The organism is Ancylobacter sp. FA202, from assembly GCF_000380205.1.
GTDB lineage: Bacteria > Pseudomonadota > Alphaproteobacteria > Rhizobiales > Xanthobacteraceae > Ancylobacter.
The window spans coordinates 18,406-42,905 of the sequence record NZ_KB904818.1 but is presented as its reverse complement, the minus strand read 5'-3'; the positions used below and the strand labels follow the sequence as shown (position 1 = coordinate 42,905).

The window sequence follows — 24,500 nt, the reverse complement described above, 5'->3', positions numbered from 1 at the left end:
CCCCGTTCAGGCGGGCACCGGAGCGCTGTCGGCGATGAGGCCGCGCTCCTTCAGCCGGGTCCAGAAGGCGGAGGGCACCGGCGCCTCGAACCGCTCGACATTGTCGCGCACCTGCGCCGCGTTGCGGGCGCCGGAAACAACGGTGAGCGCGGCGGGGTGGGCGAGGGGAAAGTGCAGCGCGGCGGTCTGGAGGTTCACGCCCTCGCCCGCGCAGGCCGCACGCAGCGCCTCGACGCGGGCGACGATGTCGGCCGGGGCGTCGCCATAGTTGAACTTGGCGCTGCCGGCGAGAATGCCGGAATTGTAAGGTCCGGCGATGACGATGCCGATGCCGCGCGCCGCGCAGGAATCCATGAAGGCGAGGCTCTGCTGCTCCAGCAGCGTGTAGCGGCCGGCCAGCATGCAGATGTCGAGATCGGCGACCTCGATCGCCGCCGCGATGACCTCGAACTCGTTGACGCCGAGGCCGAAGGCCCTGATAGCGCCTTGCTCGCGCAGCCGGGTCAGCGCGCGGAAACCGCCGCCCTCGGTGAGCTGGGCCCAATACTGCGCGTGGCGCTCGCCATGGGTGAAGCGGCCGATGTCGTGCACATAGAGAATGTCGGGCGAAAGAAGGCCGAGGCGGGACTGGCTGGCCTCGAAAGAGCGCATTATGCCGTCATGGCTGTAGTCGTAGACCGGGCGGAAGGGCAGGGGCTCGGCGAAGCCGTCCTCCTCCGCGCCGACGCTCGCATCCGGGGTCATCACCCGGCCGACCTTGGTGGAGACGGTGTAGTCCGCGCGCTTCCGTTCGGTCAGCATCGTGCCGAGGCGCAGTTCGGACCGGGTGTAGCCATAGAAGGGGGCGGTGTCGAAGGTGCGGATGCCGGCGTCCCAGGCGGCGTGGAACGCGCCGGCGGCCTCGGCATAGGGGGTGACGCGGTAGAGGTTGCCCATCTGCGCGCAGCCAAGGCCCATCCCTGTCAGGGACACGCCGCTGCGGGCATGAATGCGCCGATCGCCGACCTTCATGATGATGCGGATCCGTTCTGGGGAAAGGCGGGACGCGGCACGGATGCCGCGTCCCGTGAGGCGGGGAGGAAGGGCTCAGTAGAGGACGTTCTTGGCTTCCGGCTGGTCGATATTGGCCTTGGTCACCACCACGGCGCCGGTGTCGACGAACTTCTCGACCTTCTCCTTCTTGATCAGCTTGGAGACGGTCTGCACGCCGAGCTCGCCCATCTGGAACGAGCCCTGCACGATGATCGCGGCCAGCGTGCCGTCCTTGACGAATTCCTGCAGGTCCTGATTGCCGTCGAAGCCGACGGCGACGATCTTGCCTGATTTGCCGGCCTGCTTGATGGCGCGGGCCATGCCGATCGCGGTCGGCTCATTGGCGCCGAAAATGCCCTTGAGGTCGGGATTGGCGGCGAGCACGTCGGTGGTCTGGTTCAGCGCCGTCGCCATCTGCGACTGCGAGTAGAACGGGCCGACGATTTCCAGCTTGGAATGCGCCTTGATGTAGTCGGTGAAGCCGCCCACGCGGCCGATCTCGGAGCCGGCGCCGGCGACATAGGACATGACGGCGATCTTGCCCTCGGTGCCGACCTTGGCGATCAGCGCCTGCGCCGCCAGCTCGCCGGCCTTGCGGTTATCGGTGGCGAGGTAGGACTGGTAATATTGTTCGGCGCCCTTCGCGAGCAGGGAGTCGATGATGACTACCGGAATGCGGGCTTCCCACGCCTTCTTGACGGCGGGGACCAGCGCGTCCGGATCGGACGGGGCGAGCACGATGCCGGCGACGCCGCGATTGACGGCGTTCTCCACCATGTTCACCTCGTCGGCGATGGCGGATTCCGAGGCCGGGCCCTGGAAGGTCAGCGTGTTGCCGCCGCCCGCCTGCTTGAGCGCGGCGTCGGCGCCCTTCTGCACATTCTGCCAGAAGGTGGAGTTGACGGTCTTGACGATGACGGCGATCTCGCCGGCCTGCGCGGTGGACTGGGCGGCGACGCCGCCGAACAGGACCGCCGAGGCGAGCAGGGCTGTGACGATTTTCTTCATGGTTTCCTCCTTGTCGTTGGCGCCGCCTCGCGGTCGCCGGCTTATTTTCGGTTGCGTAGCTGGTCGATCCACACCGTGAGCAGGATCACCAGGCCGATGATGATCTGCTGGGTGAAGGCGGAGACGCCGTTCATGTTCAGCCCGTTGCGCAGGATGCCGATCACGAAGGAGCCGATGAACGTGCCGGAAATGGTGCCCACGCCGCCGATCAGCGACGTGCCGCCGATGACGGCGCTGGCGATGGCGTCGAGCTCGTACATCACGCCCTCATTGGGCTGGGCGGTGACGAGGCGGGACATCAGCACGCAGCCGGTGAGGCCGGCGAGCGCGCCCGAGAGCACATAGGTGAAGCGGGTGACGCCGGCGACATCGACGCCCGACAGGCGCGCGGCCTCGCTGTTGGAGCCGACCGCGTAGATGTGGCGGCCGAGCACCGAGCGGTTCAGCATCAGCGAGACGGCGACGGCGATCACCGCCATCAGGATCACCGGGTAGGGGATGCCGGGGAAGACCACGGTGGGAAAGCCGTCATCGGCAATAGTGACGACGCGGAACAGTGCGCCATTGCCGAGCACGCCGAAGGATTCGCCCAGCCCCGAAATCGCCCGCGCCCCGGTGATCTGCAGCGCCACGCCGCGCGCGATCAGCATCATGCCGAGCGTGGCGATGAAGGGCGGCAGCCGCAGGCGGGTGACGAGTATGCCGTTGACGAGGCCGCAAAAGGCGCCGGTGAGGATGCCGAACATCATCGCGAAGGGCACCGGCATGCCGAGCTCCTTCACCGCCAGCGCGGCGATGACGCCCGAGAGCGCCAGCACCGAACCGACCGAGAGATCGATGCCGCCGGTGATGATGACGCAGGTCGCGCCGATGCCGAGCAGGGCGATGGACGTCACCTGCAGGGCGATGGTCATGCCGTTATTGACGGTGAAGAAGGCGCCGCTGCTCAGCGAAAACACCACGATCAGCACGAGAAGGCTGCCGAGCGCGGCGAATTTCTGGACAATGTCCTTCTGCCGGTCGGTCAGGCCGCCACGGGCGGGCGCGGGTGGGGTGGTCACGGTCATCGTCATTCCCTGCTCCGTCAGCCGTGGCCGGCCGGTCGTCCGTAACCGGACGCGAAGTGCATGATTTCCTCCTGGGAGGTGGCGGCGGTTTCCAGCACGCCGGCGATGCGGCCGTGGTGGAACACGGCGACCCGGTCGGTCATTCCCAGTATTTCCGGCAGCTCGGAGCTGATGAGGATGACCCCGATCCCCTTCGCCGCCAGTTCGTCCATGATCTGGTAGATCGCGAACTTGGCGCCGACATCGATGCCGCGCGTCGGCTCGTCGAAGATCAGCACCCGCGACTGCCGGAACAGCCATTTGCCGATGATGATCTTCTGCTGGTTGCCGCCCGACAGCAGGCGCACCGGCTGGTCGGGGGAGGGGGTCTTGATGCTGAGCAGGTCGATATATTCCTTCGCGACCTCTGCATGCCGGGTGAAGTCGATCACGCCGAAGCGGTTCGACACCGCCTCCATGTTCGCCAGCGTCATATTGGCGTCGACCGGCATCTTGACGGCGAGGCCCTGCGCCTTGCGGTCCTCGGAGAGATAGGCGAGGCCGGCTTTGATCGCGTCGCGCGGCGAGCGGATGTCGAGCACCCGCCCCTCCAGCGACACCGTGCCGGCGTCGAGCGCGTCGGCGCCGAAGATGGCGCGCGCCACCTCGGTGCGGCCCGCGCCCATCAGCCCGGCGAAGCCGAGGATTTCGCCGCGAAAGAGATCGAAGTCGATGTCCTGGAACACGCGGTGGCGGGTCAGGCCGCGCGCCGAGAGGATGACGTCGGTGGTGGGGCGGGAATTGCGCTCGGGGAATTTCTCCTCCAGCGAGCGGCCGACCATGCGGGCGACGATGGCGTCGACATTCGTGGCGGCGAAATCGTCGGTGGCGATGTAGCGCCCGTCGCGCAGCACGGTGACGCGGTCGACGATCTCCGCCATCTCGTCGAGACGGTGCGAGATGTAGACGATGCCGACGCCCGACGCCCGCAGATCGTGGATGACCTTGAACAGCAGGCGCGTCTCCTGCTCGGTGAGCGAGGAGGTCGGCTCGTCCATGATGAGGACCTGCGCGTCGAGCGACAGCGCCTTGGCGATTTCCACCATCTGGCATTGCGCGACCGAGAGTTCGCGTACCAGCCGGTCCGGATCGATGGCGACGCCGAGCCGGTCGAGGCAGGCCTTGGCGTTCGCCCGCAGTGCCTTGCGATCGACGAAGAAGCCGCGCCGGGGCTCGCGGGCGAGATAGATGTTCTCCGCCACCGACAGGTGGGGGATGAGGTTGAGTTCCTGGTGGATGATGGCGATGCCGACCGCTTCCGCCTCCAGCGGCGAGGCGAAGCTGCAGGGCTGGCCCTTGTAGACGAGGCGTCCCGAGGTCGGGGCGTAGACGCCGCTGATGATCTTCATCAGGGTCGACTTGCCGGCGCCGTTCTCGCCGCAGACCGCGTGAACCTCGCCCCGGCGCAGATTGAAATGAACCCCCTGCAGCGCCTTAACGCCCGGGAATTCCTTGCAGATATTCTCCAGCGACAGCAGCGTCTCGCCCGCCGCCCGTGCGGGGCGCGCGTCGATCCGGCCGTCGGCGATCGTGCCGCTCGGCATGGCATTCCTCCCTGCCGCCTGAGGCGACATGCGTCCGCTGTGCGGATCTCATTGTCCGTTGGTTGCTACCTGTCTTTATGGTGCCATTCCGGCCAAGGTGGTCAAGCCAATTTTTCAGATTGAGCCGCCAAATTACACAACCTAAAGAAATATTGTTGTTTATCAATTGGATATGGACTCTTGGCCAAAAGGCGTATCCGGGATATGGTAAGGCCAAATCAAGAGTGTGACGGATGAACATCAATCGGACCTCGGAGCGGCGGCTTTACCAGCAGGTCGCCGACCAGATTCGTGGCCTGATCCAGAAGGGCCATTTCGAGGTGGGCAGCCGCCTGCCGGCAGAGCGCGACCTGGCGCAGCAGTTGGGCGTGTCGCGCCCCTCTCTGCGCGAGGCGCTGATCGCGCTCGAAATCGACGGCACGGTCGAGATCCGCATGGGGTCCGGCATCTATGTCGCCGCCGCTGTCGAGCGGCGCACGCTCTCGCAGGCGGCGACGGGCGAGAGCGCCGTGGAGCTGATGGAGGCGCGGGCGACGGTGGAGGCGGCGGTGATTGGCCTGGCCGGCGCCCGCTTCACGCCGGCGACTCTGCGGGGCCTGCGGATGACGCTGGAGGCGATGCGGGCCGATATCGAGGAGGGGCGCAAGCCGCTGGGGCATGACCGGCAGTTCCACCTCGCCATCGCCGCGCAGTCCGGCAACAGCGTGATCGTCCGGCTGGTGGGCGAGCTGTTCGACGAACGCCACAGCCCAATCTCGTCACAGTTCCGCGCGCGCTTCGACACGCCGGCCACCTGGCGCCATGCGCTGGCCGAGCATGAGGCCATTCTCGCGGCGCTGGAGGCGCGCGACGTGCCGCTCGCCCAGATGCGGATGCATGCCCATCTCGAAGAATCGAAGCGCCGCTGGATCGAGAGCGAGCCGCGCTGAGGCGCGCGGGCGTCCGGCCGGCACGAACACCGTTGACAGCGCCGGCCTTGCGCTGTCGTTTATACATAAAAGACATTCGCCGTCGGCCCGCCTTCATTCCAGGCGTTGCGTGCGCCGGGCGGCGGGCTTGAGGTTCGGACCCGATGACCACACCGCGCACGCTGCGTCTCAACGCGACCGACAACATCCTTGTCGCCCTCGACAGCCTGCCCACCGGCACGGCGCTCGCCGAGGGAATCGTGGCGACGCGCCATGTACCGAAGGGGCACAAGATCGCCACCCGCCCGATCGCCGCCGGCGAGGCGATCCGCAAATTCGGCCAGGTGATCGGCTTCGCCGCCAGCGACATCGCGCCCGGCGACTGGGTGCATGAACACAATGTGCGGCTGCAGGATTTCGAGCGCGACTATGCTTTCGCCTCCGAGGCGACGCCGCAGGAAGGGCTGCGGCCCGGCGAGGCGCCCGCCAGCTTCGAGGGCTTCCGCCGCGCCGACGGGCGGGTCGGCACCCGCAACTATATCGGCATCCTCTCCTCGGTGAACTGCTCGGCGACAGTGGCCGATTTCATCGCCGAGGCGGTGACGCGCTCAGGGATGCTGGACGACTACCCCAATGTCGACGGCGTGGTCGCCTTCACTCATGGCACCGGCTGCGGCATGGGCGCCAAGGGCGAGGAGTTCGACATTCTCGCCCGCACCCAATGGGGCTATGCCAGCCATCCCAATTTCGCCGCCGTGCTGCTGATCGGCCTCGGCTGCGAGGTGTTCCAGATCCCGCGCCTCAAGCGGGACTACGGCCTGGTCGAAGGCCCGCATTTCCAGAGCCTGACCATCCAGGACAGCGGCGGCACCCGTAAGTCGATCGAGGCCGGCGTCGAGAAGATCCGCGCCATGCTGCCCGCAGCCAGCGCGGTCACCCGCGAGAGCGTGCCGGCGAGCGAACTGGTGCTGGCGCTGCAGTGCGGCGGCTCGGACGGCTATTCCGGCCTCACCGCCAATCCGGCGCTCGGGGCGGCGGTGGATCTGCTCGTCCGTCATGGCGGCACCGCGATCCTGTCGGAAACGCCGGAGATTTTCGGCGCCGAACACCTGCTCACCCGCCGCGCCGAGAGCGAGGCGGTGGGGCGTCGGATCGTCGATCTGATCGACTGGTGGACCGACTATGCCGCCCGCTCGGGGGGCGAACTCAACAATAATCCCTCGCCGGGCAACAAGGCGGGCGGACTGACCACCATTCTGGAGAAGTCGCTCGGCGCGGTCGCCAAGGGCGGCACCTCGACCCTGCGCGGGGTCTATCGCTATGCCGAGCGAATCGACCGCCGTGGCTTCGTCTATATGGACACGCCCGGCTATGACCCCGTCGCCGCCACCGGGCAGGTGGCGGGCGGGGCGAACATGCTGTGCTTCACCACCGGGCGCGGCTCGGCCTATGGCTGCAAGCCGACGCCCTCGATCAAGCTCGCCACCAATTCCGAGCTGTTCGCCCGGATGGAAGAGGACATGGACCTTAATTGCGGCGACGTGCTTGAGGGCGTGAGTATCGAGGAGAAGGGCCGGGAGATTTTCCAGCTGGTGCTCGACATCGCCTCGGGCCGGCGCTCCAAGTCGGAACTGCTGGGCTATGGCCGCAACGAGTTCGTGCCCTGGCAGATCGGCGCGGTGATGTGAACGCCGGAGACCGGATGGGGCCGCACGCGGCGGCGCCAGCGCCGGGGGCGGCATTCCCCGGTCCTCACAGGCCGGGATATTCGATCACGGAGGTTTACGCTGCCGCCGAGCCGCTTTATATGGCGGCACGTCGCGAGGCTTTGGGACATCGGGCCGGCGTCCTTTGCCGGACACCGCCTGATGACACAGACGCGGCACGGTTGCCGGCCTGAACAGGTCGGGCGGTTAGCTCAGTTGGTAGAGCATCTCGTTTACACCGAGAGGGTCGGCGGTTCGAGCCCGTCACCGCCCACCACTACCTGGCCGGTCCCACGGCGCGGCACGGACGGCCCGGCCTGATCGTCATCCGAGTGATCCGAACAGCTTCGCGCAAGGCCGCCATTCCATGGTGCGCCGTCATGTCTCCGTAGCGACCACGCATGGGCGGGTTTTCACCGGGGCATGTTGGCCAGTCCGTGGAGCTCCCATGTCATTCAAGAATATGCCGCTGATCGGCAAAATCTCTGCCCTGCTGCTGCTGCTTGCCGTGTTCTCGGCCGGCGGCATCCTTCTCGCTGGCATGAAAATGCAGGAGATCAGCTCGGAATACCGCGCCGCCCTGACCGGGCCGGCCAAGGCGACCGTGATGATGGCGCGGGCGAACCGCTTCGTCGTCAATTTCAACCAGGGCGTCTATCAATCGCTGTCGTCGCTGACGAGTGAGGCGAACGAGGCCGCCATCAAGGTGCAGAAGGACTCCGTTACCGGCTTTCGCGACCGCATGGCGGAAGCGGCCACGGTCGACCCCGAAATCGCCGATGACGTGAAAAAGCTGGTCGGCGACTTCGACCGCTTCGTTGGCGAGCAGTGCGGCGATGTCGTCGCCCGTGCCAATGCCTCGACCTCGGTCGAGGAAAACAACAAGATGGTGGCGGAATGGAACGCGCGCTGCATGCCGCTTTCCGGCGCGGTCGTCACCGCTATCGGGGCCGAGGTGAACGCCCGTACCGCTGCTCTCGCCACGCTCGCCGCCACGCTGAGTGACGCGGCCGATTCCACCGTGACTATGGTCTATAGCGCCATGGCCGGCGGCCTGGTCCTGGTGTTCCTCCTCGCCTTCCTGGCGACCCGCTACGGGATCGTGGCACCGCTGGAGCGGCTGCGGGCGGTCTTCGACAACCTCGCCCAGGGCGTGCTCGCCGTCACCGTCGAGGGCACCGAGCGCAAGGACGAGATCGGCGGCATGGCCCGCTCGGCGGATATGCTGCGCGGCGCGCTTGTCGACGCGGAGAAGGCCCGCGAGGAGGCCCGGCTGGCGGAGATTCGCGGCGCCGAGCGGGTCACCGCCCAGCGCCATGCGATCGCCGATGAGTTCGAATCGAAGATGGGCGCTCTCTCCAATGCGCTGGCCAACTCCTCCGGCGAAGTCTCCGAGGCGGCGCGCAATCTCGCCGCCAGCGCCGAGGAAACCTCCCGGCAGGCGGCCGCGGTGGGCAGTGCCGCGGCCGATGCCTCGGGCAGCGTGCAGACCGTGGCGGCCGCGACCGAGGAAATGACGTCCTCGATCCGCGAGATCGGCATTCAGGTCAGCGGCGCCGCCGCGAGGGCAGTGACGGGGGCGGATGCGGTGAACCGCACCGCCGACGAGATCCGCGAGCTTTCCCAGGCGGCGAGCAAGATCGGCGAGGTCGTCAACCTGATCACCGACATCGCCGCCCAGACCAACCTTCTCGCGCTCAACGCCACCATCGAGGCGGCGCGCGCCGGCGATGCGGGCCGGGGCTTCGCCGTGGTCGCGCAGGAGGTCAAGCAGCTCGCCGAGCAGACCGCCGGCGCCACCAAGGAGATCGGCCTCAAGGTCGCCGATATCCAGCAGGCGACCGGCCGCACCGTGGGCTCGATCGAGCACATCGTCGCCACCATCGCCCAGATCCGCGACGCGACGACGATGATCGCCGGCTCGGTGGAGGAGCAGAGCGCCGCCACCCAGGAGATCGCGGTCAACACCAACCAGGCCGCGACCGGCACGGGCCTTGTGAGCGAGAACATCGTCGGTGTCGGCCGCGCGGCCGAAATGACCGGCGCCGCCTCCGCCCAGCTGACCTCGCTCTCCGGTTCGCTGGCGCATCAGGCCGGCGACCTGAAGCAGCAGGTGGCGGAACTCGTGCGCAGCCTGCGCGCGGCCTGATCCGCCGCACCCGACTAAACGTGCCGCGCGCCGCACCCCTGCGGCGCGCGGTTCGCGTTGCAAAGGGCGCATGCGGCCGGCGGGGTTGACATCGCCGGCCGCATCCTCGACTTCGACGGCTCATCCGCGCCGCCGTGCCCTCCCGCGCGCCGCGCGCCTTCCGCCGCGCCAGGGTGTGCCGATGAAACTGGTTCTGTTCGATTGCGACGGCACGCTGGTGGACAGCCAGCACGTCATCGTCGCCGCCATGGGCCGCGCCTTCGCCCGCGCCGAACTGCCCGTGCCGCCGCGCGAGGCGGTGCTCGGCATTGTCGGCCTGTCGCTGGTGGAGGCGATGCAGCGGCTCGGCGAGGACGATCCGCGCTTTCCCGCCGAGCGGCTGGCCGATCTCTACCGCGAGGCCTTCCGCGAATTGCGCACCGAGCCGGATTTCAGCGAGCCGATGTTCCCGGGCATGCGCGGGCTGATCGACACGCTGTCGGCCCGCGACGACCTGCTGCTCGGCATCGCCACCGGCAAGTCGCAGCGCGGCGTGGCGGCGGTGCTGGCCCATCACGGGCTGGAAGGCCGCTTCGTCACCATTCAGACGGCGGATGACGCCCCCTCCAAGCCGCACCCGGCCATGGTGCACCAGGCGATGGCGGCGACCGGGGTGGCGGCGCTCGACACCGTGCTGATCGGCGACACCAGCTTCGACATGGTGATGGCCCGCGCCGCAGGTGCCGGCGCCATCGGCGTCAGCTGGGGCTACCATGCGCCGGAACTGTTGCGGCAGTCCGGCGCGCAAGGGCTGGTCAATGATGCCGACGAGCTGCTGCGGGCGATCGACACTCTCTGGGAGACGGTGGCGTGAGCGAGATGACCCCCGACGCCCCGCCGGCCCCCGCGCGGCCGGGCTTCACCGAGCGCACGCCGCTGCCCAAGCGCTTCTACAAGGAGGCGCGCGCGGCGGCGACCGAAGGCGGGCTGTTCCGCATCGAGCTGGACGGGCGCCCGGTGCGCACCCCGGGGCGCAACCTCGTCGCGGTGGCCAGCGCGCCTCTGGCGCAGGCGCTGGCGCAGGAATGGGACGCGCAGCGCGCATTCATCGACCCCGTGACCATGCCGATCACCCGGCTGGCCAATTCCGCCATTGACGGCGTCGCCTCGGCGATGACGGAGGTCGGCGACGAAATCGTGCGCTATGCCGGCAGCGACCTGCTCTGCTACCGGGTCGACACGCCGGCGGCGCTGGTGGCGCTGCACGCGGAGCTGTGGGACCCGGTGCTGGCCTGGGCGCGCGAGCGCTTCGGCGCCATTTTCATGCTGAGCGAGGGCGTGGTGCATGTCGTCCAGCCGCCGCGCACGCTGGAACTCCTCGCGGGCGCGCTGCCGGACGATCCGCTGCGTCTGGCGGCGCTGAACCTGATGACGACGCTCAGCGGCTCGGCGCTTCTCGCGCTTGCCGTGGCGCATGGCCGCCTCTCCCCGGAGGAGGCGTGGCGCGCCGCCCATGCCGATGAAGAGGTGCAGGAACAGCTCTGGGGCACCGATGCCGAGGCGCTGGTGCGCCGCGCCGCGCGCTATCGCGACTTCGAGGCGGCGGCGCGGGCCTACGCGCTGCTGGAGAGCTGAGGCGCCGCTTTGAGCACATCCGGTGAAAGCCGGTTCACCGGATGTGCTCTAGGTTTTTGTTTTTACGCATTTTCTTCACGCGAACCGGAATCCACTTCGCTCGAAAATGCTCTAACCCGCCGGGCGCAGCAGGTGCAGCGTGTGCAGGGCGATCATCCGCTCCTCGTCGGTGGGGATAACCAGTACATGCGGGCCGGGCCCGTCGGCGTCGATCCAGGTCTCGCTGGCGTTGTTGGCCACCGCGTCGAGCGCGACGCCGAGCAGGCCGAGCCGGGCGCAGATGCGGGCGCGGATCTCGGGCGCGTGCTCGCCAATGCCGGCGGTGAAGACCAGCGCGTCGAGCCCGCCGAGCGTGACGGCCAGCTGCGCCACCGCCTGCGCGACGTGCAGCGTGAAATAATCCACCGCCAGCGCCGCGGCGGGCGCCTCGCTGGCCAGCAATTCGCGCATGTCGCTGGAGAGGCCGGACAGCCCCTTCAGCCCGCTGTCGTGATAGAGCATGTGGCCGACTTCGGCCGCGCTCATGCCCTTCTGCTCGATGAGATGCAGCACCACGCCGGGGTCGAGCGACCCGCAGCGCGTGCCCATCGGCAGCCCGTCAAGCGCGGTGAAGCCCATGGTGGATTCCTGGCTCCGCCCGTCGATGAGGCCGCAGGCCGAGGCGCCCGAGCCGAGATGGCAGATGACGACGCGCCCGCGCGCCAGTTCCGGCGCCAGCTCGCGCAGGGCGCCGGAGACATATTCATAGGACAGGCCGTGAAAGCCATAGCGGCGCACGCCGGCCTCATAGAGCTCGTCCGGCAGGGCGAAGCGGTCGGCGATCTCCGGATGGCCGCGGTGGAAGGCGGTATCGAAGCAGGCGACCTGCGGCAGGTCCGGCCGGCGCTCGGCGATGACGCGGATCGGGTCCAGATTGGTTAGCTGGTGCAGCGGCGCCAGCGGGATGAAGCTCTCCAGCGTGCGCAGCACCTCCGCGTTCACCCGCTCCGGGTGGGAGTAATGCGGCCCGCCATGCACCACGCGATGGCCGACGCCGATCAACTCGACATCGTCCAGATGCGGCAGCACCCATTCGCTGATGGCGTGCTGGGCCTGCGGGGCGCTGGCGATCTCATCAGGCGTGAAGCGGCGATCGACCAGCACCGTGCCGGCCTCGTCCTTCGCTTGCAGGCGCGGGCGGGTGCCGATGCCATCCAGCGCGCCGCCGAGCAGCAGGGCGACGTCGCGCCCGGTGACGCGGTAGAGCTTGAACTTGATGCTGGACGAGCCGGCATTGACGACGAAGATGGCCTCGTTCACCCGATCAACCTCCCAGTCCCGGCTGGCGCAGCCGCGCCTGCGCATAGAGCACCGCCACCGCGCAGGAGGCGAGGCGGGTCTTCAACGTGTCGGCGCGGCTGGTCAGGATGATCGGCACCCGCGCGCCGAGCACGAGGCCGGCGGCGTCGGCCCCGGCCATGAAGGTGAGGTTCTTTGCCAGCATGTTGCCGGCTTCAAGATCCGGCACGACGAGGATCTGCGCCCGGCCGGCGACCGGGGAGACGATGCCCTTGATCCGCGCCGCTTCCGGCGAGATGGCGTTGTCGAGCGCCAGCGGCCCGTCGAGATCGCCGCCGGTGATCTGGCCGCGATCGGCCATCTTGCACAAAGCGGCGGCCTCGATGGTGCTGGGAATCGCGGTGGTGACGGTTTCCACCGCCGAGAGGATGGCGACGCGGGGGCGCCCGAGGCCAAGGCCGACATGCAGGTCGATGGCGTTCTGCACGATGTCGCGCTTGGCATCGAGGTCGGGGAAGATGTTCACCGCCGCATCGGTGATGAACAGCGGCTCGGCATAGCTCGGCACGTCCATGATGAAGACATGGCTGATGCGCCGGCCGGTGCGCAGGCCGGTGTCGCGGGCGGTGACGGCGGCGAGCAGTTCGTCGCTGTGCAGGCTGCCCTTCATCAACAGGCTGACGCGCCCCTCGCGCACCAGTTCCACCGCCCGTGCCGCCGAGGCGGCGCTGTGCGGGGTGTCGATGATCTCGATGCCGGCAAGGTCCAGCCCCTCGGCTTGCGCCACCGCCCGGATGCGGGCGGCGGGGCCGACGAGAATGGGGAGGATGAAGCCGGCCGTGGCGGCATCGAGCGCTCCCCGCAGCGAGGCGGCGTCGCAGGGATGGGCGATGGCGGTGGCCATCGCCTCCACCTCGCCGGCGCGGGCGACCAGGCGCTCATAATTGCCATGGTCGATGAGGGGGACGGTGCCGGGCCGTGTGGCCGTGTCCATGTGCTCGCCTCCGTGCCGCCGGCGCCGTGCCGATCGTGTCGCTTGCAATGTGGTCGCTTGCAGTGTCGCCGCTTCTACTGACGACGGGACGACACAGACCGGCCCCCGGCGCCAGCGTCCATGATCTGACGCAAACGCCTGGAGCGAAGGGTCGTTCAGCCCGGGCGGCGGGCGACGAGGTCGATTTCCACCAGCGCGTCGCGGGCGAGGCCGGTGACGCCGACGCAGGTGCGGGCCGGGCGGCGGTCGCCGGGGAAATAGGAGGCGTAGGCCGCGTTCATGGCGGGGTAGTCGCCCTTGAAATCGGTGAGGTACACCCGCGCCTGCAGCACATGCGACAGATCCAGCCCGATGCCGCCGAGAACCAGAATGAGATTGTCCATCACGCGGCGGGTCTGCGCCTCGACCCCCTCGGGAAGCGGGCGGGAATCATCGTCCGGCCAGGTCGGCATCTGGCCGGTGATGAACACCCAGCCATCGGCCTCCACCGCATGGCTGAACGGGGCGACCGGCGTGGGGGCGCCGGCGATCATGTGAAACTGCGCCAAGATCTCGTCTCCTGATGGGCATAGCGGTTGCGGACCTTCCCCCGGCGGCGCCCGGCCCGTCAATGCGGGGGGGCGGATGGCGCGCGCCGGGGGCTGGCAATCGCGGCGGGACCGGAGGACAATGGGGCGTCGAACGCCGAGCCGGGCACGCCCGGAATTTCCTGAGTAGCGAGCATGAACCAGCCTGTCGGCGCCCGCATCCGGCGCGAGCCTTTCGGCACCCTGCCGGACGGAACCGAAATCCAGCGTTTCCGCCTTTTCGGCGCGGGCGGATTTGAGGTCGCGGTGCTCGATCTCGGCGGCATCGTGCAGGCGCTGCACGTGCCCGACCGCGAGGGCCGGCTGGCCGATATCGTGCTCGGCCATGACGCGCCGGGCGCCTATCTCGACGAGCCGCGCTTCTTCGGCGCGGCGGTGGGGCGCTATGCCAACCGCATCGCCGGCGGGCGTTTCGCGCTGGACGGGGTGGGGTATCGCGTGCCCGCCAATGATGGCGACCACGCCTTGCATGGCGGGCCGCAGGGCTTCGACAAGCGGGTGTGGAAGTTGGCCGAGCTGTATGAGGGGGAGGCGCCCTCGCTGCGCCTCAGCCTTACCAGCCCGGATGGCGACCAGGGCTTTCCCGGCACGCTGAAAGCGAGCGTGACCTATACGCTCAGCGGGGCGGGCGAGCTGACCATCGCCTTCGAGGCGACGACGGACGCGCCCACACTCGTCAACCTCACCCATCACGGCTATTTCAACCTTGGCGGGGTGGAGGCGGGCGGCGATGTGCTCGACCACATCCTGACCATCCATGCCGATGATTATCTGCCGGTTGATGCCGCGGCGATTCCGCTGGGGCGGCCCGAGCATGTGCAGGGCACGCCGTTCGATTTCTGCACGCCCCGCGCCATCGGCGCCCGCATCCGCGAGGGCCACCCGCAGCTGCATCGCGGGCGCGGCTACGACCACAATTACTGCCTCGACGCCCGGGCCGCGCCAGCGCCGCGCCTTGCCGCACGGGTCGAGCACCCCGGTTCCGGCCGGGTGATGGAGCTTTTGACCGACCAGCCGGGGCTGCAATTCTATTCCGGCAATTTCCTCGACGGCACGGCGCTGGGCAAACAGGGCCGGCTCTACCGCCAGTCCGACGGCTTCTGTCTCGAACCGCAGACCTGGCCCGACGCGCCGAACCGGGCGGATTATCCCTCCGCCCGGCTCGACCCCGGCGAAACCTACCGGCACGTCTCGGTCTACCGCTTCTCCGCCGCCTGAGGCGCCGGCCGCGTTCAGCTGGCGAGATAGCGCCGGGCGAGGTGGGCCTTGAACACGCCGGCATCGAGCGGGTGGCCGGTGGCGCGGGTCAGTAGCTCGTCGGTGTCGAGCAGCGCGCCCTGCCCATGCACATGGGTGCGCAGCCAGGCGACCAGCGGGGCGAAATCGCCGCGCGCAATGCCCGGCAGCGCGTCCGGCTTGGCCCGGCAGGCGGCGTCGAACAGCTGGGCGGCGGCGATGGCGCCGAGCGTGTAGGTGGGGAAATAGCCCCAGCCGCCGCTCGGCCAGTGAATGTCCTGCAGGCAGCCGAGCCGGTCGTTTGGCGGCGTGGTGCCGAGCAGTTCCTGCATGCCGGCATTCCACGCCGCCGGCAGTTCGGCCAGCGGCATCGCGTCGGCGATCAGCGCCTTCTCCAGCCGGTAGCGCAGGATGACATGGGCGGGATAGGTGACCTCATCCGCATCGACGCGGATGAAGCCGCGCTCGACGCGGGTGTAGCGGCGCCAGAGCGAGTCCGCCTCCCAGTCCGGGCCGGAGGCCTTGAACGCTTCCCGCATCAGCGGCGCGGCGAAGCCGAGGAATTCGGGCGAGCGGCAGGCCTGCATCTCCATCAGCAGCGACTGGCTCTCATGCAGCACCATGCCGCGCGCCTGCCCCACGGGCTGGCTCATGAAGGCGGCGGGGCGGCCCTGCTCATAGAGCGCGTGGCCGGTCTCGTGGATCACCCCCATCAGCGCCTTGGAAAAATCCGCCTCGTCATAACGGGTGGTGATGCGCACGTCGTTATCGGCGCCGCCGCAGAAGGGGTGGGTGGAGACATCGAGCCGCCCGCGGTCGAAATCATAGCCGAGCGCCGTCATCATCCGTTGCCCGAGCCCGCGCTGGGCCTCGATGGCGAAGGGGCCGGCAAGCGGGGCGGGGGTGGGCCGGCGGGCCTGCGCCGCCAGCGCCTCTTGCGTGAAGCCCGGCAGGAAGGCCGCGAGGTCGTCGAACAGCGCGTCGATCTTTTCCGAGCGGCCGCCCGGCTCATAATCGTTCAGCAGCGCGTCATAGGCCGAGAGGCCGAGCTTTTCGCCCTTGGCGACGCCGGCTTCGCGCTGCAGGCGCAGCACCTCGGCGAGGGTGGGCAGCAGCGCGGGGAAGTCCGCATCGGCCCGCGCCTGCCGCCACGCCATCTCGCAGGCGGAAATCGCCTTGCTGGAGGCCTCGACGAGATCGGCGGGGAGGGCGGTCTGCGCGGTGAAGACGCGGCGCATCTCGCGCAGATTTGCCCGCTCCCACGTCCCGAGGGTGGCGTCCTCGCCGGCCGCCTCCAGCCAGTCACTGAGGCGCGGGTCGACCGCCATCTCGTGCTGCATCACCCGCAGCAGAGCGAGGCTTTCCGCCCGGCTGGCGGCGGCGCCCTTCGGCATCATCGTGTCACTGTCCCATTGCAGGATGCCGATGGCGTTCGACATCGCGCTGATGCGGCCGAAATGGACGGTGAGGGAGGCATAGGCGGACATGGAGGCTCTCCGGCGGATGGCGGCGCGGGCCGCCCTGCGGCTTGTTCTAGAGCCCTTTCCGATCAGGTGAAATTACCTGATCGATAAGAAAGCGCTCTCTAATCAATAAGCTGGAGCATTTTCTCGTCGCGAAAGTCTGTCAGCTTTCGCGGAAAATGCTCTAGCTGAGGTGCCAATCGGGCGGAACAGCGCTGGCGCCGGCCACGGCGCCCGCAAGCCCCACCGTGCCCACGATGATCGCCATCTGCTCGAAGGAGCCGGCGAGCGGGTTGGTCCGGCGCCAGACCATGCCGATGGTGCGCGAGGGGCGCGGCGCCGCCAGCCGCGCCACCGAGACGGCGGCGGAGCGGGTCTCGATCGCCACCGCCATTTGCGGGATGAGCGTGACGCCGATGCCGGCGCCGACCATCTGCACCAGCGTGGTCAACGAGCTGCCCTCCATCAGGTCGCGCGGCAGCTGCGAGGAGAGGTTGCAGAAGGACAGCGCCTGTTCGCGGAAGCAGTGGCCTTCCTGCAGCAGCAGCAGCCGCATGGTGCGCAGCGTCTCGGGATTGGGCACCGGCAGCGCCGCCTCGTGCAACGGACGCACCAGGACGAATTCCTCCTCGAACAGGGCATGCTCGGTCAGCGAGGGCTCGGAAACCGGCAGGGCGACGATGGCGGCATCGAGCCGACCCTCGACCAGGTCGTCCACCAGCCGCTGCGTCACCGCTTCGCGGGGCCGCAGGTCGAGATCGGGGAAGCGTTCGCCCAGACGCTGCATCACGGCGGGCAGCAGATAGGGGGCGACGGTGGGAATGACGCCGATGCGCAGCCGGCCCGCGAGCGGGCTGTGCGACGCGCGGGCGAGGTCCTCCAGCTCATCGACCGCCTGCAAAATGCTGCGCGCCCGTGTGGCGAATTCCTCGCCGAGCCGGGTGAGCCGGATCTGCCGCATGCCGCGCTCGACCAGCGGCGCGCCGAGGATCTCCTCCAGCTCCTTGATCTGAAGCGACAAAGCGGGCTGGGAAATCGAACAGGCTTCGGCGGCCCGGCCGAAATGCCGGTGATGAGCGAGCGCCTCGAAATAGCGCAGATGCCGCATGGAAATGCTTATCATAAGAATTTCATATCGGACCAATTAGAAAATGCAAATTTTCATTATGCTTAGCCTACGATAAGACCTCTTCCAATTCCAAACGCCTCTCGTGCCGGCCAGTGCCCGGGGGGAGCGCCGGCGAATCTTCGCTGCCGGCATGCCATCACGATTGGAGACTGCAATGGACGACATCACGAACAGGCCGGCCGGCAAATGCCCGGTCATGCACGGCGCCATCACCGAAGTCGGGACGTCGAACATGGATTGGTGGCCCAAGGCCCTCAATCTCGACATTCTCCATCAGCACGACAGCAAGACCAACCCGCTCGGCAAGGACTTCAGTTACCGCGAGCAGGTGAAGACGCTCGACTTCGACGCGCTCAAGGCCGATATGCGCGCGCTGATGACCGAGAGCCAGGAGTGGTGGCCGGCGGACTGGGGCCATTATGGCGGGCTGATGATCCGCCTGTCCTGGCACGCGGCCGGCTCCTACCGCCTGGCCGACGGGCGCGGCGGTGGCGGCACCGGCGACCAGCGCTTCGCCCCGCTCAATTCCTGGCCGGACAATGTGAGCCTCGACAAGGCCCGCCGCCTGCTGTGGCCGATCAAGAAGAAGTACGGCAACAAGGTGAGCTGGGCCGATCTGATCGTGCTCGCCGGCACCATCGCCTATGAGACGATGGGGCTGAAGACCTTCGGCTTCGGCTTCGGCCGCGAGGATGTGTGGCACCCCTCCAAGGACACTTATTGGGGTTCCGAGCGCGAGTGGCTGGCGCCGAGCGACAACCGCTATGGCGACGTCAACGTGCCCTCCACCATGGAGAACCCGCTCGCCGCCGTGCAGATGGGCCTCATCTACGTCAACCCGGAAGGCGTGAACGGCCAGCCGGACCCGATGAAGACCGCCGCGCAGGTGCGCGAGACCTTCGCCCGCATGGCGATGAACGACGAGGAAACCGCGGCGCTGACCGCCGGCGGCCACACCGTCGGCAAGACCCATGGCAATGGCGACGCCAAGGCGCTCGGCCCCAACCCGGAAGCCGCCGCGCTCGAAGAGCAGGGCATGGGCTGGTCCAACCCGAACCAGAACGGCCTCGCCAGCCGCGCCGTGACCTCCGGTCTGGAAGGCGCCTGGACCACCCATCCGACGCAGTTCGACATGGGCTTCTTCGACATGCTGTTCGGCCATGAATGGGAGCTGCGCAAGAGCCCGGCCGGCGCCTGGCAGTGGGAGCCGATCAACATTCGGGAAGAGGACAAGCCGGTCGACGCCAGCGACCCCTCGATCCGCCACAACCCGATGATGACCGACGCCGACATGGCGATGAAGGTCGATCCCGTTTACAACGCGATCTGCCAGAAGTTCATGGCCGATCCGGAGTATTTCAAGGACACCTTCGCCCGCGCCTGGTTCAAGCTGACCCACCGCGACATGGGCCCGAAGGTTCGCTATATCGGCCCGGACGTGCCGGCCGAGGACCTGATCTGGCAGGACCCCGTTCCTGTCGGCCCTGCCGACTATGACGTGACGGCGGTCAAGGCGAAGATCATCAATGCCGGCCTCACCATTGGCGAGCTGGTCAGCACCGCCTGGGACAGCGCCCGCACCTATCGCGGCTCCGACATGCGCGGCGGCGCCAATGGCGCGCGCATCCGCCTCGCTCCGCAGAAGGACTGGGAAGGCAATGAGCCCGCCCGTCTCGCCAAGGTGCTCGGCGTGCTGGAAGGCATCGCCGCGGAGACCGGCGCCAGCCTTGCCGACGTGATCGTGCTCGGCGGCAATGTCGGCATCGAGCTGGCGGCCAAGGCGGCCGGCCATGATGTCACCGTGCCCTTCTCCCCCGGCCGGGGCGATGCCACCGACGCCCAGACCGACGCCGCCTCGTTCAGCGTGCTGGAGCCGCTGCATGACGGCTACCGCAACTGGGTGAAGAAGGACTATGTCGTCACCCCCGAGGAGATGCTGCTCGACCGCACCCAGCTGATGGGGCTGACCGCGCCTGAGATGACCGTGCTGGTCGGCGGCCTGCGCATGCTCGGCACCAATTACGGTGGCAGCAAGCACGGCGTGTTCACCGCCCGCGAGGGTGCGCTGACCAACGACTTCTTCGTCAACCTCACCGATATGGGCAATAGCTGGAAGGCGGTGGGCGAGGGGGTCTATGAGCTGCGCGACCGCAAGACCGGCGCTCCCAAGTGGACCGCCACCCGCGTCGACCTCGTCTTCGGCTCCAACGCCATCCTGCGCGCCTATGCCGAGGTCTATGCCCAGGACGACGCGCAGGAGAAGTTCCTCCGCGACTTCGTCGCCGCCTGGACCAAGGTGATGAACGCCGACCGCTTCGACCTGGTGAACTGAGGCCGAAGAAGCCAAACACTCCCCCGCACCCTGCGGGGGAGCTGAAGGCCAAAGGGCCCGTTGCGCAAAGCGTGGCGGGCCTTTACCTCTTGTGGGTGTGGCGGCGCGCGGCGCCGTCCTGCCCGGGGGGAGCAGGTGCATGACGGATCCGGTCCTCATCGTCGGGGCCGGCCCGGTCGGGCTGGCGATGGCGCTCGAACTGGCGCGCTACCAGGTGCCGGTGCGCATCGTCGACGCCATGACCGAGCGTGCCACCACCTCGCGCGCGGTGGCGATCTGGCCGCGCACGCTGGAACTTCTGGAGCGCGCCGGCGACGGGCTGTCCGCCGAGCTGGTCGGGCTCGGCAACAAGGTGACGGTGGCCAACATATTGGCCGACGGCAAGGCGCTGGCCCGGGTGCCGCTCGGCGACATCGAAACGCCCTATCCCTTTGTGCTGATGCTGCCGCAGAGCGAGACCGAGCGGGTGCTGCTGGCGCATCTGGAGGGGCGCGGCGTGCGGCCGGAACTCGGCATCTCGCTCGCCGACTTCACCCAGGAGGGGGAGACCGTCACCGCCACGCTGCACCATGCGGACGGGCGCGAGGAAACGGCGCGCTATGCCGCGCTGGTGGCCTGTGACGGCGCCCACAGCCCGGTGCGCCATCATCTGGGTCTTTCCTTCGCCGGCGACACGCTGGGCAGCGACTGGGCGCAGGGCGATTTCCACCTCTCCGGCATGCCCTATCCGGTGAACGAGTTCGCCACCTGCCTGAATGCGGAGGGGCCGGCGGTGCTGTTTCCGCTGGCGCCCGGCCGCTACCGCGTCATTGTCGGGCTTGGTTCTCCCGAGGGTACTGGGTCTTCCGAAGGCGAGGCGCCCCCGCCGCCGCCCGACATGGCCGGCTTCCAGGCGCTGCTGGACCGGCGCGGGCCCGGCGGCATCGTGCTGCACGACACGCTCTGGTCGACCTCGTTCCGCATCAATGAGCGGCAGGTGGAAAACTACCGGGTCGGCCGCGTCTTCCTCGCCGGCGATGCCGCCCATGTCCACAGCCCCGCCGGCGGGCAGGGCATGAACACCGGCATGCAGGATGCGGTGAACCTCGCCTGGAAGCTGGCTTTGGTGCTGCGCGGCCTCGCCACCGCGCCGGCGCTGCTGGGTAGCTACGACCCCGAGCGCCGGGCGGTGGGGGCGGAGGTGATCGCCACTTCCGGCCGGCTGACCCGGATGGCGACGCTGCAAAACCCGGTGGCCCGCCACATCCGCAACGCGGTGATGCACGTCATGCTCGGGCTGGCGCCGGTGCAGCACGCTCTGGAGGGCGAACTGACCGAGACCGCGATTCATTACCGCGACAGCCCGCTCAACGGCATCTCCTGGGGCGCCGGGCCGCGCGCCGGCGATCGCGTGCTGCCGGCCGAGGGCGAGCCGCCCTATGGTGCCGGCGACATGCCCCGCTTCACCCTGCGCGCCGGGCCCGAGGTGGGGCCACCGCCCGGCGCTCTGCCCGCCGCGCTGGTCGACCCGGCGGTGCGGCCGCACGAGGTGGCCGGCGGCATCCAGCTGATACGCCCGGACGGCTATCTCGCCATGGCGGTGGCGGAAGGGGAATGGGAGCCGATTGTCGCCTATCTCAGCCGGCTTGGACCGGCCTGATCCTGAGGGGAGAGCGAATGAGCGTGTCCTTCCTGTATTCGCGCGGCGACGAGCCGCCGATCAAGATCCCGGCCATCGGTCTCGACCTGTTCGTCCGCATGGCGCCGGCGATGAGCGGCGGCGAGTTCTGCTTCATCGAGACCATCAACGCCCCCGGCGCCGGCCCGCCGCGCCACCGCCACCGCGAGGCGGAGATTTTTCGCGTGCTCGAAGGGCGTTATCTCTACGAGGTCGACGGCCGGCGCTTCTTCGCCGATGCGGGCGACGTGGTGAGCATTCCCGGCGGCGCGGCGCATGGCTTCGTCAATGTCACCGACGCGCCGGCCCGCCAGTACATCCTCATGGCCCCGGCGCTGGACGCGGTCGCCTTCTTCACCGAGCTTGCCGGCGTGATGCATGACGGCCTGCCCGACACCGCCGCGCTGAACGCTTTCGGGGCGAAATGGCAGGTGGAGTTCCTCGGGCCGCCGGTGCGCGCCAGCGACGGGGCGACGTGACCGGGCGCCGCGGCCTGCGCTTGGCGCAATTGTGATGGCCGGGATTGCATGGTACTGTAGAACCATCGAAATTTCATGGGGCCGGCGATGCCGTCAAAAGGTGGGCGTGACCACATTCGACCCGCCGATTTGGCCGGTTCCGAGACGAGGCGGGCTGGCGCGCCTGAAGCATCTTTCGCCGCCCGTAAGAAGTGGTCGCTGCCTGTCCTGCAGGTCGAACCTCTGGCCCGGCTGACCGTGGCCGGCAGCTCGGCGGACCCGGGCGACGAGAATTGGTCAGGGGCGAGCTGACGGGCCTTACCAGGGGCACGGTGCTGGGCCGTCCGGCGCACGAACCGATGGCGGGAGCGAGCGCGACACGCCATGAGGTTCCGCGGTTTCCTCGGTCTCGTCGAGTGCCAGGCTGGATGGCTGGCCCATCATGCCGGCGTGATCTCCGGCCTGCGGCGCTGGCGATTGGCGCAGACGCCCGGCGATTCACGGGGCGTGCTTCTGGCGCCGGGCGACGACGGCGCCCTTGCCCGCTCCGGTTCCTGGCTCATGGTGTGGCGAGGGCGGCTCCACAATCGGCGCGAGCTGGCCGATGACCTTGACCTTGACCCCGGCGCAAGCGCGGCGGCCGTTGCCGCCGCCGCCTTCCGGCGCTGGCGCGCGGAGGCGCCGGAGCGGCTTGTCGGGGAGTTCGCCCTGGCGGGATACGACAGGGGTGAGCGGGAACTGGTGCTGGCCCGCGATCACATCGGCAGTATCGGCCTGTTTTTCCACCAGAGTTCCGGCGCGTGTGCCTTCTCCACCCATATGGGGGCGCTGCTGGACCTGCCCTTCGTCGAGCGTCGGCTGGATGAAAACCGCCTCGCCGACGATCTGCTGGGCAATGGCGCCGCCATGGATGGCACGCTGTGGCAGGGCATCGACCGAGTCCCTTCCGGCGGGCTGGTGGTCATTCGTCCGGGAGCGGCCCGGCGCCGCGCCAAATACTGGCAGCCCGCGGCCTTGCCGCCGATACGCTTCTCCCGCGACGAGGACTATGTCGAGGCGGCGCGCGCGTTGCTCGACCAGGCGGTGGGAGACAACCTGCCCGCCGCCGGGCCGGTGGTTTGCGACGTCTCGGGTGGGCTCGATTCGTCCGCCGTGGCGGCGACGGCGGCGCGGCTGCGGCCCAACGAGGTGATCCACACGCTGACCCTGGTGCCAGCGGCGGGGCTGGCGCTGCCGACAAGGCCAGGCTGGTATGCCGACGAGCGCCCCTTCGTCGTCGCCCTCGCGGCCTGCTACCCAAGCATGCAGGCCGAATTCGTCGGAGACCGAGGCCCCGCGCTCATTGAGCGAGACCCGGACCGGCTATTCCAGCAGCTCGGCGCGCCGATGCGCAACACCAATAACGCCGCGTGGTTCGAACCCTCCTTTCATGCCGCCGCCGAGAGGGGCGCACAGATGTTGCTGACCGGCGGCCAAGGCAACTACTCCCTGAGCTGGAGCGGCATGGGGCGGTTGGCCGAGGAAGCGGCCGCCGCGCGCTGGCGCGTGCTGTGGCACGAGTTGCGCGCAATCGCCGCAAAAGCAGGGGGCACGCCGCTCGGCCTCCTCATGAATGACGTGGCGCGCTATCGTCATCCCCGGCTGCATCGGCTTTACGAGGCGATGCGCGGGCGCGGCGGCGAGGCTTCTCCCGCCTCGCCCATCGCGCCGGATTTCGCGCGCGACACCGGCGCGATGGCGCGTCTTCAGGCCCGCGCCGCCGCCGCGAGGCATCTTTACGCGCAGGGTGACAGGTCACGCCGGCTCGACGTGTTCCAGGCCGCGGAGCGGGACCGGGACCACGCGCTGGCCTATCAGGATGCGCTGGGTTCGCGCCGGATTTCCCCGCTCTTCGATCGTCGCCTCATCGAGTTCTGTCTCGGTTTGCCGGCGGACCAGTTCCTGCGCAACGGACAGACCCGCTCCTTCGCGCGCCGCGTGCTGGCCGACCGGCTGCCGCGCGAGGTGCTGGAGAACCAGCTCCGGGGCGCCCAGTGCCCGGAATGGTTCTACCGGCTCGATGCCCGGCGCCATGACCTCGCCGAAACGGTCAGCCGGCTCGAAGCCTCCGCGCTCGCCCGGCACTGCCTGGACGTGCCGAGGCTGCGCAAGCTCCTCGACGCCTGGCCGGCCGATGCCGCTGCGGCGCAGGCCCGCTGGTCGGACTACCACACCGTCTTCGGCCGTGGCCTGCATGTCGGGCAATTCCTGATGGCGGTGGAGGCCGGCCGGCTCTGACGCGGCGAAGGCGAGGAGGTCC

19 protein-coding genes and 1 tRNA gene are annotated in these 24,500 nt (G+C 68.8%); 11 read left to right on the top strand and 9 right to left on the bottom strand.

What is annotated here, in order from left to right:
* Window positions 1-6 precede the first annotated feature (6 nt).
* The 4 genes from A3M1_RS0100145 to A3M1_RS0100130 form a co-directional block, all read right to left on the bottom strand.
* Window positions 7-1,011 carry an aldo/keto reductase gene (locus A3M1_RS0100145; RefSeq protein WP_018386917.1) on the bottom strand — a complete coding sequence of 335 codons (1,005 nt, stop codon included), beginning with the start codon at window positions 1,009-1,011 and terminating at the stop codon, window positions 7-9.
* Window positions 1,012-1,086: 75 nt separating this feature from the next.
* A complete protein-coding gene (locus A3M1_RS0100140) occupies window positions 1,087-2,040 on the bottom strand; it encodes an ABC transporter substrate-binding protein (RefSeq protein ID WP_018386916.1) in 954 nt (317 codons plus the stop codon).
* Window positions 2,041-2,081: 41 nt separating this feature from the next.
* Window positions 2,082-3,113: an ABC transporter permease gene (locus tag A3M1_RS0100135; protein ID WP_018386915.1), complete on the bottom strand. Its 1,032-nt coding sequence runs from the start codon at window positions 3,111-3,113 to the stop codon at window positions 2,082-2,084.
* Between the two features lie 11 nt (window positions 3,114-3,124).
* Window positions 3,125-4,690: a sugar ABC transporter ATP-binding protein gene (locus A3M1_RS0100130; RefSeq protein WP_018386914.1), complete on the bottom strand. Its 1,566-nt coding sequence runs from the start codon at window positions 4,688-4,690 to the stop codon at window positions 3,125-3,127.
* A 233-nt stretch (window positions 4,691-4,923) separates the two neighbouring features.
* Between A3M1_RS0100130 and A3M1_RS0100125 the strand changes: the two genes are divergently transcribed.
* The 6 genes from A3M1_RS0100125 to A3M1_RS0100100 all read left to right on the top strand — a co-directional run bounded on the left by A3M1_RS0100125 (window position 4,924) and on the right by A3M1_RS0100100 (window position 11,067).
* The gene (locus tag A3M1_RS0100125) at window positions 4,924-5,619 is read left to right on the top strand and encodes a FadR/GntR family transcriptional regulator (RefSeq protein WP_018386913.1); all 696 of its coding nucleotides are present in this window, start codon (window positions 4,924-4,926) and stop codon (window positions 5,617-5,619) included.
* Between the two features lie 143 nt (window positions 5,620-5,762).
* Window positions 5,763-7,286 (top strand): UxaA family hydrolase, encoded by a 1,524-nt coding sequence (locus A3M1_RS0100120; protein WP_018386912.1) that lies wholly within the window; start codon window positions 5,763-5,765, stop codon window positions 7,284-7,286.
* A gap of 219 nt (window positions 7,287-7,505) precedes the next feature.
* A tRNA-Val gene (locus tag A3M1_RS0100115) sits at window positions 7,506-7,581 on the top strand.
* Window positions 7,582-7,752: 171 nt separating this feature from the next.
* On the top strand, window positions 7,753-9,453 hold the full coding sequence (locus A3M1_RS0100110) for a methyl-accepting chemotaxis protein (RefSeq protein WP_018386911.1): 1,701 nt from the start codon (window positions 7,753-7,755) through the stop codon (window positions 9,451-9,453).
* 181 nt (window positions 9,454-9,634) lie between these two features.
* Window positions 9,635-10,306: an HAD-IA family hydrolase gene (locus A3M1_RS0100105; protein WP_018386910.1), complete on the top strand. Its 672-nt coding sequence runs from the start codon at window positions 9,635-9,637 to the stop codon at window positions 10,304-10,306.
* Window positions 10,303-11,067, top strand: a complete 765-nt coding sequence (locus A3M1_RS0100100; protein WP_018386909.1) for an ATP12 family protein — start codon at window positions 10,303-10,305, stop codon at window positions 11,065-11,067. The genes A3M1_RS0100105 and A3M1_RS0100100 overlap by 4 nt, the downstream gene beginning before the upstream one ends.
* Before the next feature lie 111 nt (window positions 11,068-11,178).
* Here the strand turns inward: A3M1_RS0100100 and A3M1_RS0100095 are convergent, their stop codons facing one another.
* The 3 genes from A3M1_RS0100095 to A3M1_RS0100085 all read right to left on the bottom strand — a co-directional run bounded on the left by A3M1_RS0100095 (window position 11,179) and on the right by A3M1_RS0100085 (window position 13,872).
* Entirely contained in the window at window positions 11,179-12,366 is a 1,188-nt protein-coding gene (locus A3M1_RS0100095; protein WP_026221058.1) for an acetate/propionate family kinase, read from the bottom strand.
* Window positions 12,367-12,370: 4 nt separating this feature from the next.
* Window positions 12,371-13,339, bottom strand: a complete 969-nt coding sequence (locus tag A3M1_RS0100090) for a phosphate acetyltransferase (RefSeq protein ID WP_018386907.1) — start codon at window positions 13,337-13,339, stop codon at window positions 12,371-12,373.
* Window positions 13,340-13,494: 155 nt separating this feature from the next.
* Window positions 13,495-13,872, bottom strand: a complete 378-nt coding sequence (locus tag A3M1_RS0100085) for a RidA family protein (RefSeq protein WP_018386906.1) — start codon at window positions 13,870-13,872, stop codon at window positions 13,495-13,497.
* Window positions 13,873-14,061: 189 nt separating this feature from the next.
* On the opposite strand from A3M1_RS0100085, the gene A3M1_RS0100080 reads away from it, so the two are divergent.
* Window positions 14,062-15,144, top strand: a complete 1,083-nt coding sequence (locus A3M1_RS0100080) for an aldose epimerase family protein (RefSeq protein WP_018386905.1) — start codon at window positions 14,062-14,064, stop codon at window positions 15,142-15,144.
* 14 nt (window positions 15,145-15,158) lie between these two features.
* On the opposite strand, the gene A3M1_RS0100075 is transcribed toward A3M1_RS0100080, so the two are convergent.
* Window positions 15,159-16,649, bottom strand: coding sequence for a carboxypeptidase M32 (locus A3M1_RS0100075; RefSeq protein WP_018386904.1), 1,491 nt, complete (start codon window positions 16,647-16,649; stop codon window positions 15,159-15,161).
* Between the two features lie 160 nt (window positions 16,650-16,809).
* Entirely contained in the window at window positions 16,810-17,748 is a 939-nt protein-coding gene (locus A3M1_RS0100070) for a hydrogen peroxide-inducible genes activator (RefSeq protein WP_018386903.1), read from the bottom strand.
* A 160-nt stretch (window positions 17,749-17,908) separates the two neighbouring features.
* Here A3M1_RS0100070 and katG point away from each other — a divergent pair, with 160 nt between their 5' ends.
* The 4 genes from katG (at window position 17,909) to A3M1_RS0100050 (ending at window position 24,478) form a co-directional block, all read left to right on the top strand.
* Window positions 17,909-20,086 carry a catalase/peroxidase HPI gene (gene katG / locus A3M1_RS0100065; protein WP_018386902.1) on the top strand — a complete coding sequence of 726 codons (2,178 nt, stop codon included), beginning with the start codon at window positions 17,909-17,911 and terminating at the stop codon, window positions 20,084-20,086.
* 139 nt (window positions 20,087-20,225) lie between these two features.
* Entirely contained in the window at window positions 20,226-21,725 is a 1,500-nt protein-coding gene (locus A3M1_RS0100060; protein WP_018386901.1) for an FAD-dependent monooxygenase, read from the top strand.
* 17 nt (window positions 21,726-21,742) lie between these two features.
* The gene (locus A3M1_RS0100055; RefSeq protein ID WP_018386900.1) at window positions 21,743-22,222 is read left to right on the top strand and encodes a cupin domain-containing protein; all 480 of its coding nucleotides are present in this window, start codon (window positions 21,743-21,745) and stop codon (window positions 22,220-22,222) included.
* Window positions 22,223-22,585: 363 nt separating this feature from the next.
* Window positions 22,586-24,478: an asparagine synthetase B family protein gene (locus A3M1_RS0100050; protein WP_018386899.1), complete on the top strand. Its 1,893-nt coding sequence runs from the start codon at window positions 22,586-22,588 to the stop codon at window positions 24,476-24,478.
* The last annotated feature ends 22 nt before the right edge of the window (window positions 24,479-24,500 follow it).